General features: G+C 36.5%; 12 protein-coding genes and 1 tRNA gene. 5 read left to right on the forward strand and 8 right to left on the reverse strand.

Features of this window, described 5'->3' with window-relative positions; translation table 11 throughout:
* Positions 1 to 397 precede the first annotated feature (397 nt).
* Together IRT38_RS09865 and IRT38_RS09870 are read left to right on the forward strand one after the other, a co-directional pair.
* Positions 398 to 474: transfer RNA gene (locus IRT38_RS09865), tRNA-Ile, on the forward strand.
* 233 nt (positions 475 to 707) lie between these two features.
* Entirely contained in the window at positions 708 to 1,736 is a 1,029-nt protein-coding gene (locus IRT38_RS09870) for a hypothetical protein (protein ID WP_194597586.1), read from the forward strand.
* A gap of 52 nt (positions 1,737 to 1,788) precedes the next feature.
* Here the strand turns inward: IRT38_RS09870 and IRT38_RS09875 are convergent, their stop codons facing one another.
* The 5 genes from IRT38_RS09875 to IRT38_RS09895 all read right to left on the reverse strand — a co-directional run bounded on the left by IRT38_RS09875 (position 1,789) and on the right by IRT38_RS09895 (position 7,348).
* A complete protein-coding gene (locus IRT38_RS09875; protein WP_129263016.1) occupies positions 1,789 to 2,082 on the reverse strand; it encodes a type 1 fimbrial protein in 294 nt (97 codons plus the stop codon).
* Positions 2,083 to 2,352: 270 nt separating this feature from the next.
* Positions 2,353 to 3,387, reverse strand: a complete 1,035-nt coding sequence (locus tag IRT38_RS09880) for a fimbrial protein (protein ID WP_194597587.1) — start codon at positions 3,385 to 3,387, stop codon at positions 2,353 to 2,355.
* Positions 3,384 to 5,936 (reverse strand): fimbria/pilus outer membrane usher protein, encoded by a 2,553-nt coding sequence (locus IRT38_RS09885; RefSeq protein WP_194597588.1) that lies wholly within the window; start codon positions 5,934 to 5,936, stop codon positions 3,384 to 3,386. The genes IRT38_RS09880 and IRT38_RS09885 overlap by 4 nt, the downstream gene beginning before the upstream one ends.
* A 62-nt stretch (positions 5,937 to 5,998) precedes the next feature.
* Positions 5,999 to 6,730: a molecular chaperone gene (locus IRT38_RS09890; protein ID WP_164978096.1), complete on the reverse strand. Its 732-nt coding sequence runs from the start codon at positions 6,728 to 6,730 to the stop codon at positions 5,999 to 6,001.
* A gap of 84 nt (positions 6,731 to 6,814) precedes the next feature.
* On the reverse strand, positions 6,815 to 7,348 hold the full coding sequence (locus IRT38_RS09895; protein WP_004915340.1) for a fimbrial protein: 534 nt from the start codon (positions 7,346 to 7,348) through the stop codon (positions 6,815 to 6,817).
* A 477-nt stretch (positions 7,349 to 7,825) separates the two neighbouring features.
* Here IRT38_RS09895 and IRT38_RS09900 point away from each other — a divergent pair, with 477 nt between their 5' ends.
* Positions 7,826 to 8,173 carry a hypothetical protein gene (locus IRT38_RS09900; RefSeq protein ID WP_004954754.1) on the forward strand — a complete coding sequence of 116 codons (348 nt, stop codon included), beginning with the start codon at positions 7,826 to 7,828 and terminating at the stop codon, positions 8,171 to 8,173.
* Between the two features lie 124 nt (positions 8,174 to 8,297).
* Positions 8,298 to 8,510: a hypothetical protein gene (locus IRT38_RS09905; protein WP_004915346.1), complete on the forward strand. Its 213-nt coding sequence runs from the start codon at positions 8,298 to 8,300 to the stop codon at positions 8,508 to 8,510.
* A gap of 48 nt (positions 8,511 to 8,558) precedes the next feature.
* Here the strand turns inward: IRT38_RS09905 and bioB are convergent, their stop codons facing one another.
* Both bioB and queG read right to left on the reverse strand, forming a co-directional pair.
* Complete coding sequence (bioB, locus tag IRT38_RS09910) at positions 8,559 to 9,548, reverse strand: biotin synthase BioB (protein WP_004961484.1); 990 nt, start codon at positions 9,546 to 9,548, stop codon at positions 8,559 to 8,561.
* A 79-nt stretch (positions 9,549 to 9,627) separates the two neighbouring features.
* On the reverse strand, positions 9,628 to 10,752 hold the full coding sequence (gene queG, locus IRT38_RS09915) for a tRNA epoxyqueuosine(34) reductase QueG (protein ID WP_227592156.1): 1,125 nt from the start codon (positions 10,750 to 10,752) through the stop codon (positions 9,628 to 9,630).
* 23 nt (positions 10,753 to 10,775) lie between these two features.
* Between queG and IRT38_RS09920 the strand changes: the two genes are divergently transcribed.
* On the forward strand, positions 10,776 to 12,278 hold the full coding sequence (locus tag IRT38_RS09920) for an NAD(P)H-hydrate dehydratase (protein ID WP_194597589.1): 1,503 nt from the start codon (positions 10,776 to 10,778) through the stop codon (positions 12,276 to 12,278).
* 3 nt (positions 12,279 to 12,281) lie between these two features.
* On the opposite strand, the gene ruvC is transcribed toward IRT38_RS09920, so the two are convergent.
* Positions 12,282 to 12,827, reverse strand: a complete 546-nt coding sequence (ruvC, locus tag IRT38_RS09925; RefSeq protein WP_194597590.1) for a crossover junction endodeoxyribonuclease RuvC — start codon at positions 12,825 to 12,827, stop codon at positions 12,282 to 12,284.
* Positions 12,828 to 12,901: the final 74 nt, after the last annotated feature.

Below are 12,901 nucleotides of genomic sequence, written 5' to 3' on the forward strand. Positions count from 1 at the left end.
ATTTTACGATCTTTAAATTATAAATAGAATTAAAAGCTTCATGTTTTAAAGTCTTCCAATTTATTAGAGCAATCGATTATATAATTTGTTGATTTTAATGCTTATGAGTTTTGAACCATTTAAATAAAAAATATTAATGTATACTTTTACTATGTATTGAAGAGAAGCAGATTTGGTTTTACGATTCTCCATGAAGATATTTTGGTTGAATAATAATCTAAGGATTTTCTAGGCTTTGTTCTTGCCAGTATCATTGTGAATGATCCTGATCAAGTAAAATGATGTATTAATGTACAATAGAGCTAAACGTCTGCACAAAAATTATTGCATTGCAAAACTGAATTATGTAGAATCTGCCACAAGTTAAATTATTGTATTCAATCATTTTAACGTTTTAGGGCCTATAGCTCAGTTGGTTAGAGCAGCGGACTCATAATCCGTTGGTCCCGTGTTCAAGTCACGGTGGGCCCACCATATAAGACAACCACTTAGGTGTACTAATCCTAGGGGGTTTTTTTAATATCTGGTTTTCATGTAAGCACTATGAAAGTAATAAGAATAAATTATTGATCTGATAATTTAGTTTTAATGTTTTTATTAATAAAAATGATTACTAATAATTCAAAAAAACTCATCGTTCTAATTTCAATAACAACGCTTATGTATTAAATTAGCTACAAAATGTAAATTTATTTTTGGATGGTGTAATGCTAATACATAAAAGGATATGGCTAGGTGTGCTTCTTGCAACTGTTACAAGTTCAAGTTTTGCAGAGGTGTCTGGTACTCTCGAGAAAGATGGAGAGGATTTATTTTTCATAACAGAAGAAAGAATTGCTTATATCAAGTCTCCAGAGTGTCAGAAATTTGTGTCTGATAATAGTACTACTTACAAAGTTAAGTTTTTAGGTGTTGATCAAGATATTAAGAAAACAAAACTGAATGGTCTAACTGAAATCGAATTTGAGTCTGGTAGTAGATGTAAAGTTAATACTATCGAAAAAGTTCATACTGTTACTAACCATCCCGTTGCAGCGCCAGCACCTCCACCACCAGCTATGGTGATTGCTCCAGCAGCGCCTATTAGTTCCAGTGATTACATGTCTCGTCAATTCACCACAACTTTAGCGGATTTACCTCCAGTTGCGAATAGTATTCGTCCTTCAGCAGCTATTTTCTTTAGAAATAGTGTAAATGCCAAAAAGTTGAACATGGCATTGTGTAAAGGCTTTGTACAGCTAGAGACAACCGAGGACGTATCTAACTATTATAATGCGACAATTGAGGAGCAAGTCGTTACCAAAGTACCAGTATCTCAAGAGATTCCTCAGGATACGACAGATTGTAATCAGATTTTAAAGGTCTATGATTATGCACTTGCCGCAAGTGAGTTAAGCAAGCTACATCCTAGTATTGCGTATTCAAATGGACCATTTATTGTTATTTACAGTCCTAACTCTACTCGTGTTGATCAAGTAATTGATCTCAGAGGGTACTCGGAAGCGCAACTTGAGGGATTTGGCCAAAAATGGAGTAGCATTTTCACGAATGCAGCGAACCAATATGCTCAAACTCAACGTAGTAGTTCACAGCAAGATACTCAATTTAATATTTGGATATTTGTGAGAGACTTATTTCAGGCATCAGTATGTGTTACAGATCCAAATCTAATTTATATTTTTAATGAATCTGCTGGAAAAATAGCGGATATTGTATGTAAGGGCACAAAGACCTAAATACTAAAAAAGCTCATCGCTTGATGAGCTTTTTTTTATTGAAAAAAATAAATTAATAATAACTCACCATTAATACAGCTTTGTTTTGGTCTTTTTCCTTCACTAAATTAATTTCAACAGTTTCATTTTTTTGTGATTCATTTATTAGACTTGATAAATTATGAGTATTTACTTTAATATTGTCTTTAATATTGCTTAATCCTTCACAATCTTTTGTTTTTTGTGAAATTGAACACGTTTCCTCAATAATGTTTCCTTTGAATTGAATCGTATTTGCTGCATTCGCAATTGAACCTAATCCTAAGAAAGCTATTATTAAGCTAAATTTATATATTATTTTATACATCTTTTATGCCTTTATTTAATGTATTAATTATTAAATATCATAAAAAATATAATTTAGGTAATATTAATTTAACTGTTTGATTAATTTGATTTTAAAAGTGTGTTGTATTTAGCATTTTTAATTCTGAATTGTTTTTTAATTCAAATTTTAATTTATTGTGCGTTATTTTTCTTATTTTAATTAATCTGTGATGTAGTAATTAAAAAATAAAAAAACCTCAAATTAAATTTACATAATTTGAGGTGAATGGAAACTTTAGATCAATCTAAATTAATCATACTCAATGGTAACAGTCGCCATTGCACGTACAGTCCCAGCAGTGACGTTAGTGGCAGTTTGATAATATTGTGCAGTCATAGGAACATTGTATTGAAATGTTTGATTTGAGTTCACCGTTCCCAATTCAAGTTTGTCGCCTTTCTTAATGATTTGATTTTTATTGTTATAGTTCCAAAGTAACTGCACACCTACACCATTTGCTTTTGTAGATGCTGGTGCGATATTACTTAAAACTTGATTATTTGAGCCATCTTGAGTGAAATCATAGCTTAGACTAATTAGGTTTTTTTCTTCATATCCAGTTGGGTTTTGCCCACCGTTACAAAGAATGTTTACATTAAAACTCTGAGCGCCTTGTGTTGAACCTACCCCAGAAAAGCCGGATTTTGTAACTGTCGGTAAGGTAACAACTTTATTAATGTCTCCTTGTAATTCACATGAAGAAGATGCAATTGTAATAGCATCACCATAAACATGACTAGTTAAAATCGGTTGATTGGGGTGTGAGGTTAGGTAATATCGACTGTATTGACCAGGGACTAATGCTCCAGAACCAGTTTGTGAAGCTGTCTTGACGATTTCAACAACAAAATATCCAGTATCTAATGAATAATTAGTGCCTCCCCTAGAAGAACCACCACTGATATTTCTCGAATAAGGATAATATCCAGAAAAATTTGAGTTATTTTGTGCTTCACGATATAAACGAATTCCAATACCAGGAATATTTGTACTATAAATATTATTGCCAAGCGGACTGACTTGATAACTTTGAGTTAAACCTGCTCGAACAGTTCCACTTGAATATCGGGTGCAATTAATTGTCGAATTATTTGGATCAATTGCAAAAGTTGCTTTACGTAGGATCTTGCCAACTTCATCGCTAGGACGAACAACAACACGTCCCACAGCCATACTGATTATTTTTGTTGTGAAGCCAGCTGTAGGTGCACAAGCTGCATTTGCTAAACTTGTAAAACCAAGACCTGTTGTCAACAAAGCACCAGTGATTAGTATTTTCTTCATTTACAAACCGCCTCAGTCATAATTAAGTTGTTTTGATCTTTCTCTAATTGAGATGAAACATCGTAAGTTATTTCACATTGTTCAGTACTATCGTCACCCCATTTTACAACGAGACGATCAGTTGCTTTTTGTGTGCGAAGATAAACCATACTACCTTGTGCAACTATTCCAACAGACTCATTATTTTGATCAAAAACTTGAGCTGCAAATGGTAGGTTTCCACCTTTAGCTGTTTTAGTCGCAATATAAATTGCATATCCCGTTTTGGTTGCGAAATTAACCTTTGAAATAGCTCCTGCAAATGGTGCTATTCGTTGGCTAGACTCTTCTAACTCAACATTGGTCGACATTTCTTGAGGATCTAAAGTGATGTCATTTAAGCGGTAAGGTGTCACATAAGGTATTACGGCATAACCTTTCTTGTTAATACTTAATCCAGTCGTATTATTAACCTTAGCACCTGTTGCATCAGGGGCATAGACAAGAACCATCGTTTGACCCTGTTCTGACCCAAATAATACGCCATCTTTGTGTGCAACAATATTACCTGAAACGCTAACCATGGCTTGTTCATATGAATCTGCAACACTATAAGATCCACCCACTGTTGCGTAGTTGGTTTTATACCGGCCATTTACATTAAGCGTTGGATTGCTACGATCTTGATGTGTGACTGATGATCCATAACTGAAACGATCACCTACAGTTCCACTCACGCCTACAGTTCTGGAATCTTCTGATGCATTTGCATTCACATTCATTGAATGTTTTTTGAAACTTAATGGGAAGGACAGTGTCATCAAGTATTCTGTATCAGTTGTTTGATTACTAGATCCATAATCTACTTGGCGGTTTATCGCTGAGATACCATAGGTTAATCCTTGGTAATTATTACTATAACCAATTTGGTATTGCTTACTACTTTCGTTGCGATTCCAATAATCCACCCATGAGCCGACCATATAGACATTACCCCAACCATCAGGTAAGCCTTGGTTTAAGGTGATTTGAAATTCACTACGCTGTTTACCCACAGCGTAACTATTCAAACCGCGATCTTCCAAATCACGAATTAAAATTGCATCACGTAATTTGTAGTAATTCTCTGTCGAATAACGATAGGCCGCGAGTGTGAGGTTTGTATTCGTTGGTGTAATCAACTTGCTGTAGCTCAGTCGATAACTTTGCCCCGTTTGTGATTTTTTTCTTTCAAAATCAGCATCAGAGTGGGTGACGTCTAATGAAATTGCTCCGATTGGCGTTGCAAATGCTGCACCAGCCAATACTGAAGCATATTTTTCAGTTGCTTGAAAACCTGTATAACCAGTGAGGTAATTATTGATACCTCTTTGGTATTTACCTTGTACAACCCAAGGGTCGAGATTAATATCATTATCTCTAAATTCACCTGCAGTAACAGAGTAGCGACTCATACCAGGGCGCAACATTTGCACTAAAGATGCATAAGGAATCGCGAATTTTTGTATTTCACCATTTGATTCAATAATCGATACTTCTAACTCACCGCCAAAACCTGTTGGGTAGAGGTCATTAACTTCAAAACTTCCTGGTGAAACTGTGGTTTGGTAAATCAGTTGACCTTGTTGACGTACTTCAACTTTAGCATTGGTTTTTGCATTTCCGCGAATACGAGGGGCATAGCCGAGCATGCTATTCGGCAACATTCGGTCATCACTTGAAAAATCTACACCACGATATCCGAAAGAGTCAAAGATTTCACCATTTGTGAAACTATCACCTAAGGTAAATACGCCACGATATTTAGGAAAAGCACGTTGTAAGTAGGTGCTTGTCGCTTGATAGTCTGATTTACTTTCATTATCGGTCGGGCGATCTTGCCAGCGCCATTGACCATTATGGCGTAATTGCCAGCCAGCAATGTTTGCACCAGCTGTTAAAGCCATAAATGCATTAGTTGTTTCTTTATTATCACTATTGTTGTTGAATGTTTTATAAGCACTGCCGCTATATGATAGAAAACCAGCATTGATACCACGATCCCAGATACTTGGATCTACATAGCCTTGAGCATTTTTTTGTAATGCAACTTGTGGGATTGAAATATCTACACGTAATTTTGAAGTATCAAATTCATAAAATGCATCGTCAACCCATTCTTCAATTTTCATACAGCTATTAGCTGATTGAATAGATTGAGTCTGTTTCAAAATTTCTTGTTTAACACCGTATTCGAGTAACGTGCTTGTATTGAAGCATGTTGTTGCATTTTGCTTAGGATCAATAGCTTTGAACATCATACGGCGTTTACCGAACCATTGACCGTTCACGTAGACATCAACGTTGTATTCACCTGGTAGAACAGGGTTACCATATTTAAAGCGTGAAATATCAATTTTCTGAGCATCACCAATCAAGAAGGATGAGTCAAACTCAGCCTCCGTGGCATTATTAGGAGCAGATTCATCCGCGTAAACCATGACTGGCATAGTCATACTGATTATGCCTGATGTAAGGTAAAAACAAATATGACGCTTTAATAATCTGTATGGTGCGTGCCGTTTTGACATAATAAAATTCGCCTATATGGTATAGGTACTTAAAATTATTGGTTATAAGAAATAATGAATGATTATTGGAGTTTGATTGGTCTTTCGACGCGTCCACCGTAATCATTAACATTGATAAAACTCATTTTTTCAGTAGATGACATTTTTAATTGAACACGATCTTCTGAAAAAGGTTTTAACATTAAGCCTTGAGGCAATAAATCGACTTTTTTATCGTCATTCACTTGGAAAATAGAAGTCATCGTAATGTGGAATGGAGTCGGATTTTTAATCACAAGACTTTGCCCAGACTTTTGCCATTGCAATTTATCTGCAGCTAAATTGGCATCTTCTTTGATCGTTGAAGGGCGATAAAAGAATTTAATTCGAGAACGAATTGCGAGTTGTAAAAAATTATCAGGTACTGTTTCTCCACCTTTAGCCGTTGGCTTTGGTGGGATGTCTAGTACGTTTAACCAGAGTACAGATTCTTGTTGTTGATTTAACGTAGAGGCATTTGGCAGAGCTGTAATTCTGAGCGTCTGACTTTTTGTCGCTTCAACACGTGAAATAGGTGGTGTAATCATGAAAGGTACTTTTGATTGATCAGGAGTACTTTTAGGATCACCTTCATCAATCCAAGCTTGGACCAGAGCAGGTTTAGAGCCATTGTTACTAAGTTGTAATGTTACTTCACGGGCATCAGAAGGATAAATGACACGTGTACCATGAATAACAATTTCTGCGTGCGAAGCTGTGGCAATCATCGAACAGAGTGCTAAGCCAGACAAAAAATTACAACCGTGAAATGACATGTTTTACATTCTCTGATAAAGCGGAAGATTATAAAAATGAAAGAGTTTCTATGTTCTGAAACATAGAAACTCAGCGATCAATAATTATTGATAAATAATTGTATATTGAACGTTTGTAGTTACTTCACCAGCTGTAGATGCACCAGTTGCGTAGTATTCAGCATAGTAGTTCAAGTCGGCAGTACCGCCATCAACAACATCAACCCATTGAGAGTTAGCTTGAGAACCGCTAGCACCAGCAGCTAAAACTGGAATCACTTGGTTGTTGCTACCTAATAATTGAACATCAACATTTTGAGCACCAGCAGTAGCTTGGTTGATTAAGCGACCAGTGTTGAAGTCAACAGTTGCACCTGGTTCGAAGTAAGTTGCAACTTTACCTTCTGAACAATCTTTTAAGTTGATTTGGAATGGAGTACGACCTGCAACATCGCCAGCATTTGCTAAAGTTTGTCTAGAAACTGTTGGAAGTGTAACAGTAAAGTCTTTACCAGCAGGAGTATTGATAGTACAAGTTTTGTCAGTTACTAGACCATTGATTGTAATTGTGCCGTCAGCAGCTTGAGCGTTTGCGATGCCTACAACTGAAAGTGCAGCGATCAAAGCAAGTTTTTTCATAATGATTTCTCTAATACATCAGCTAAAAGTTTGAATTAGATTACTTTTCCAGTTAAATTCTTGCGCTGAACAAGTAATGCGCGAAATATACAATTCATTATAAAAAATGCAAACTTCGTCACATAAATTTAATACTTAAATTTATCAATTGTTATAATTTGAATAACCTATTGTTTATTTATTAGTTTTTATTAATAAACTTTCGTTATTAAGTGAATTTTATTTAAATAATCTCAGGGTGACTGTTAAGTTTTGTGATTAAAATCAAATCATTTAGTTGTTTTTTGATCAAGGTGTTCATTTTTTCTTATCAATAACTATAAAAAATCAGTTCAGCTTATTTTTAAAAAATCTAAATATAGGTGGGGAAAATTACATAGATTACAAAAACACCTAACTTGTTTTAAGAATTTTTTAAGATTCAATTCTTAGTGTTTTAGTCATGATTAGATGAAAAAATCAGCTAAGGAGTTTTCAATGAATATGCTTTATACTCATAAACCGAACTACTATTTTTTTGCTCATAAATTTGTTTTATTTCTTGAAAGTTATATTAAAAATCATCCTCAAGAATTGATCACAAGCTTTAACTTGCAAACGATCTACGACTTGTTCAGTCATGACCGAGCTTCGAGTACAACAAATCTTGAAGGTATTTTAAATATCGCCGATGAATACATGCTTGAGACAGATGAAGGGCAGCAGCCATTAATTCACGCATATCATGTTCATCTTGATAACCATGTTTTAACCTTAGAGTTTAATGCTAAAGCGATGATCAGCTTGAAGTCAGGACAAAGTCTTATTAGTCCTCAAGCTGCATAATCTAGAAATTCCTCTTGATACACTTAACCACGAATCTCCTTTGGTTAAGTGTTTTTTTATATAGCTGTTTTAAGTAAATTTATTCGTTATGATATTTTTAATTTAGTTCAAAATATTGAATCTCATGAATAAAGACTTCAATTCTGACACTTATACGGTTGATGAAAATATTGCCAATACTATTTTTTGGCTTATGCAACATCAAGATATTTTTGATTCATTTCATTTTGATGTACATACACAGGAATTATCCGTAACACATGCTGCTGGCGTAGACATTATTCGTCAAGGTATGTTTCTAAATGCAAAATATGGAATTTTAGTTACTTCGATCTAATCTCAACAGTACAGAAAAAACCTTGTCGATTGACAAGGTTTTTATATTTTATGCACTCATTGCATCTATAGATAGTTCTGCCACCGTTGGTTTAGGTTTTTCAGCAGTTAAACCTAATTTAGCAAATAAGACTTGATCTTTACCTTCACCAGCGTTTGGTGTTGTTAGTAATTTATCACCAGAGAACAAAGAGTTTGCTCCAGCCATAAATGCTAAGGCTTGATCAGAATCACTGAGGGATTCACGTCCAGCAGATAAACGGATATAACTGTGAGGCATAATAATACGTGCAACAGCAATAGTACGAATCCATTCAGTAACATCTAACTTTTCTACATCTGCAAGCGGAGTACCTTCAATTGGAACAAGCATGTTAATTGGTACGGATTCAGGGTGAACGGGCATAGTAGAAAGTTCATGTAATAAACCAATACGGTCATTACGAGTTTCACCTAGACCAACAATCCCACCACTACAAACTTTCATCCCAGCCTGACGCACGTGATCAAGTGTATTTAAACGGTCATCAAAACTACGAGTACTGATGATGTGTGAATAATATTCACGAGAAGTATCAAGGTTGTGGTTGTAGTAATCTAAACCAGCATCTTTTAAGCGTTCTGCTTGAGATTGGTTTAGCATCCCCAAAGTCATGCAAGTTTCTAAACCTAATGCTTTTACTTCACGAACCATTTCGAGAACATAAGGCATATCACGTTCATGTGGATTACGCCAAGCAGCACCCATACAAAAACGTGAAGAACCAGATTCTTTTGCTGAAATAGCTTCACGAATAACTTTATCAACAGCAATGCGTTTTTCCGCTTCTAATTTAGAATCGTAATGAGCAGATTGAGAGCAATACTTACAGTCTTCAGGACATTTACCTGTTTTGATTGAAAGTAGTGTGCTTACTTGAATGGTATTTGCTTGGAAATGTTGACGATGAACGCGTTGTGCTTCAAATACTAAATCTAAAAAAGGTTGATCATATAAGGCTTGGATTTCATCACGAGTCCAGTCATTACGTAGGGTCATTGTTATATCCATGATGATTGATTACAAAGATTGAGATTAATCATACAGAAATCATGCTAAAGCCAAAGGGCAAAAAACATCATTTTTCTATGTGATGGACAATTAGTTGTCGCAATTGTTGTTGAATTGCCCAATCAATATGTACGTTTACAATCTCATCGTGCCAAGGTTTTGCTTCTTGCAACTTAGCAACGATTTCATTCGAGTATGGCGCATTTCCAAGTCCGATTGCAATATTACGTTTAAATGATTGATACCCTGTGCGACGTATCGGGCTGCCTTCAGTATTGGCTAAAAATGTAGCTTCATCCCACTGCCAAATATCGAGCAAGCTAATATTGTCTAAACTATGTCTTGGATCAAAATCAGGAATTGTGGCTGTTTTAGCAAAGCCATTCCAAGGGCAAATTAACTGACAATCATCACAACCAAAAATTCGATTACCAATTCCAGCGCGGTATTCTTCTGGGATAATGCCTTTATATTCAATGGTTAGATATGCAATACATTTTCGAGCATCTAACATATAAGGTTCAACAATCGCTTGTGTAGGGCAGATATCAATACACGCTGTACATGAGCCACAATGAGCTGTTGCAGGTTGATCAAAAGGTAGATCAAGCGAAGTAAATAACTCACCTAAAACAAAAAAGGAACCTGATTTTTTATGAATAAGTAAAGTATGTTTCCCTGTCCAACCCATACCTGCACTTTCAGCAAGCGATTTTTCAAAAATTGGTGCGGAATCAGCAAATGGACGTGATTCGAAATCTCCAACTTTTTCTTTGATGCGTGTAGCTAAAGTTTTAAGTCGACCACGCATAACTTTGTGATAATCGCGACCACGTGCATAACGTGCGATAATGGCTGAATTTGGTTCAAATGGTACATAACGGGGCTTTGGCGATGCTACAAGATAGTTCATACGCACACAGATAATACTTTTTGTGCCTGGCACGAGCAAAGTTGGGTCGGCTCGTTTATCTAGGTTTTCCTCTAAATAGTGCATGTCAGCATGATAGCCGCGTTTTAAATATTCTTTAAATCTCGGCATTTGATCTTGAGCATCTGGTTTGGCAATGACACAATCAGAAAAACCCAATTCCAAAGCTTGTGCTTTTATCCATGTTTTAAGTTCTTGAGGATCAAGCTGCTGAATCTCAATCTTTTGAGAAGTGTTGTGAGATGAGGAAGTGGAAGCCATAAACCAATAATAAGGAGAAAATCATGCAACGATCAGTTTACCATAGCCAAGTTTATGATAGTCAAAGTATACAAGCATGGGAGCGTCGATGGTTTGCTCAACAGAATTCCTCTTTAGGTTTAATGCAGCAAGCAGCTTGGACAATAGCGCAAAACTTAAATAAACAATTTCTAGCTAAAAAAATTAACCATATCGCGGTCTGGTGTGGTCAGGGCAATAATGCAGGTGATGGCTATTATATAGCTGCATTTTTAAAGCAGCAGGGATTTAAAGTAACCGTGTTTGCTACAGAGCTAGGTCATTCTGAGGATTTACAACAGGCATTTCATTACGCACAAAGCCAACAAGTTGATACACAAACAATTGACTATTTATTGTCTGAACATGAGATAAACCAAGACTTACCCATATTCGATTGTCATATAGATGCTTTATTTGGGATCGGATTAAATCGAATGCTGGATCAAAAATGGCAAAATATTATTCACCTCTATAATCTGCAAACAGGTTTCAAAGTGTCAGTTGATATTCCTAGTGGAATTCATGCTGATACTGGTCAGGCTTTACCTTGTTCAACAGAAGCAGATCAAACTTTTACCCTATTGGGATATAAAGCTGGATTGTTTACAGGTCAAGGCAAGGAGTATGTGGGAAAACTGCATTTAGTCAGCTTGATCCCAATTGATGCAGAATTAAAACCACTTGCTTATTTATCTCCTGAACGAATTGCTTTACCGAAGCGCAAAGCCTTTGGTCATAAAGGAAGTTATGGACATGTGCTAGTCGTCGGTGGACACGCCGATATGGGGGGTGCAGTCATTATGTCTGCTGAAGCTGCTTTTCATGCTGGTGCTGGCAAAGTTACAGTGGTTTGCCATTCTAAACATCATCAAGCAATTCTAGCGCGTTCACCTAATATTATGGTGAGAGATATTAATGCAATTGATCAAGAGCTTATTCAACATTTATTAACACAGGTCGACGCAGTCTGTTTTGGAATGGGGTTAGGACGAGATGAATGGGCTGAAAAGATCTATCAATTATGGTTTGATTTACTTAATAAAAATTCACATTTAGAAGTTGTATTGGATGCTGATGGATTATGGTTTTTGGCTCGATATCCGCAGCAATTAAGTGCTCATGTTTATGCAACTCCACATTCAGGTGAGGCAGCAACTTTGTTGGGTTGTAAAGCAGCAGATATAGAACAAGATCGGATTGCCGCGATTTATCAGCTACAACAAAAATATGCAGGAGAATGGGTGCTTAAAGGTGCAGGGAGTCTGACTTTGGATGATCGATTATGGATTTGCACTCAAGGTAATGCGGGAATGGGAACGGGTGGAATGGGGGATGTACTGGCAGGCATGATTGCGAGTCTAAAAGCGCAATTTCATGAGCAAGTCGCATTACATGAAATTGTCAGCTTACATGCACAAGCAGGGGATTTACTCGCTGAACAAGGGATTAGAGGCTTGCAAGCACATGAAATGGGGAAGGCAATTTATCAAGTTGTAAATCAGTAAATCTTAACGTCTTCTACTACTCGAACGACTGCGTCCACGAGCCATCCCGCCTAATGCATTTAAAACAGCCATTTTGCTCATACTTCCCGAAGCGTGGGCATGGCAAATTGCAGCAGCTAGAGCATCGGCTGCATCGGCTTGTGGTTGAATAGTAAGATTAAGTAATTTCATCACCATCATTTGCACTTGTTCTTTTTCGGCTGCACCATAACCAACCACAGACTGTTTAATCTGACGTGCTGTGTATTCAGCTACTTGTAAGTCTAAATTCACCAAGGCAGCAATCGCAGCGCCACGAGCTTGCCCTAATTTGAGTGCTGAATCAGGATTTTGAGCCATAAATACTTGTTCAACAGCAGCTTCGGTAGGACCGTGAAATTTAACGATACGCTCAATACCTGCGAAAATTCTTTTTAAACGCACAGGCATTTCTTGTGTTTCTGTACGAATGGTACCCGCATCGACAAAGCGTAGCTTATTACCATCCTTTTCGATAATCCCGTAACCTGTTAAGCGTGAACCAGGATCAATACCAATAATGAGTGACATGCAGCACTATAAAAATAAAAGAATGTTGATATTGTTACATATAGCCTTTTGCCTTGTACAATTTTTTGTTGGTA

This window comes from Acinetobacter sp. SK-43 (assembly GCF_015351505.1).
Taxonomy (GTDB): Bacteria; Pseudomonadota; Gammaproteobacteria; order Pseudomonadales; family Moraxellaceae; genus Acinetobacter; species Acinetobacter junii.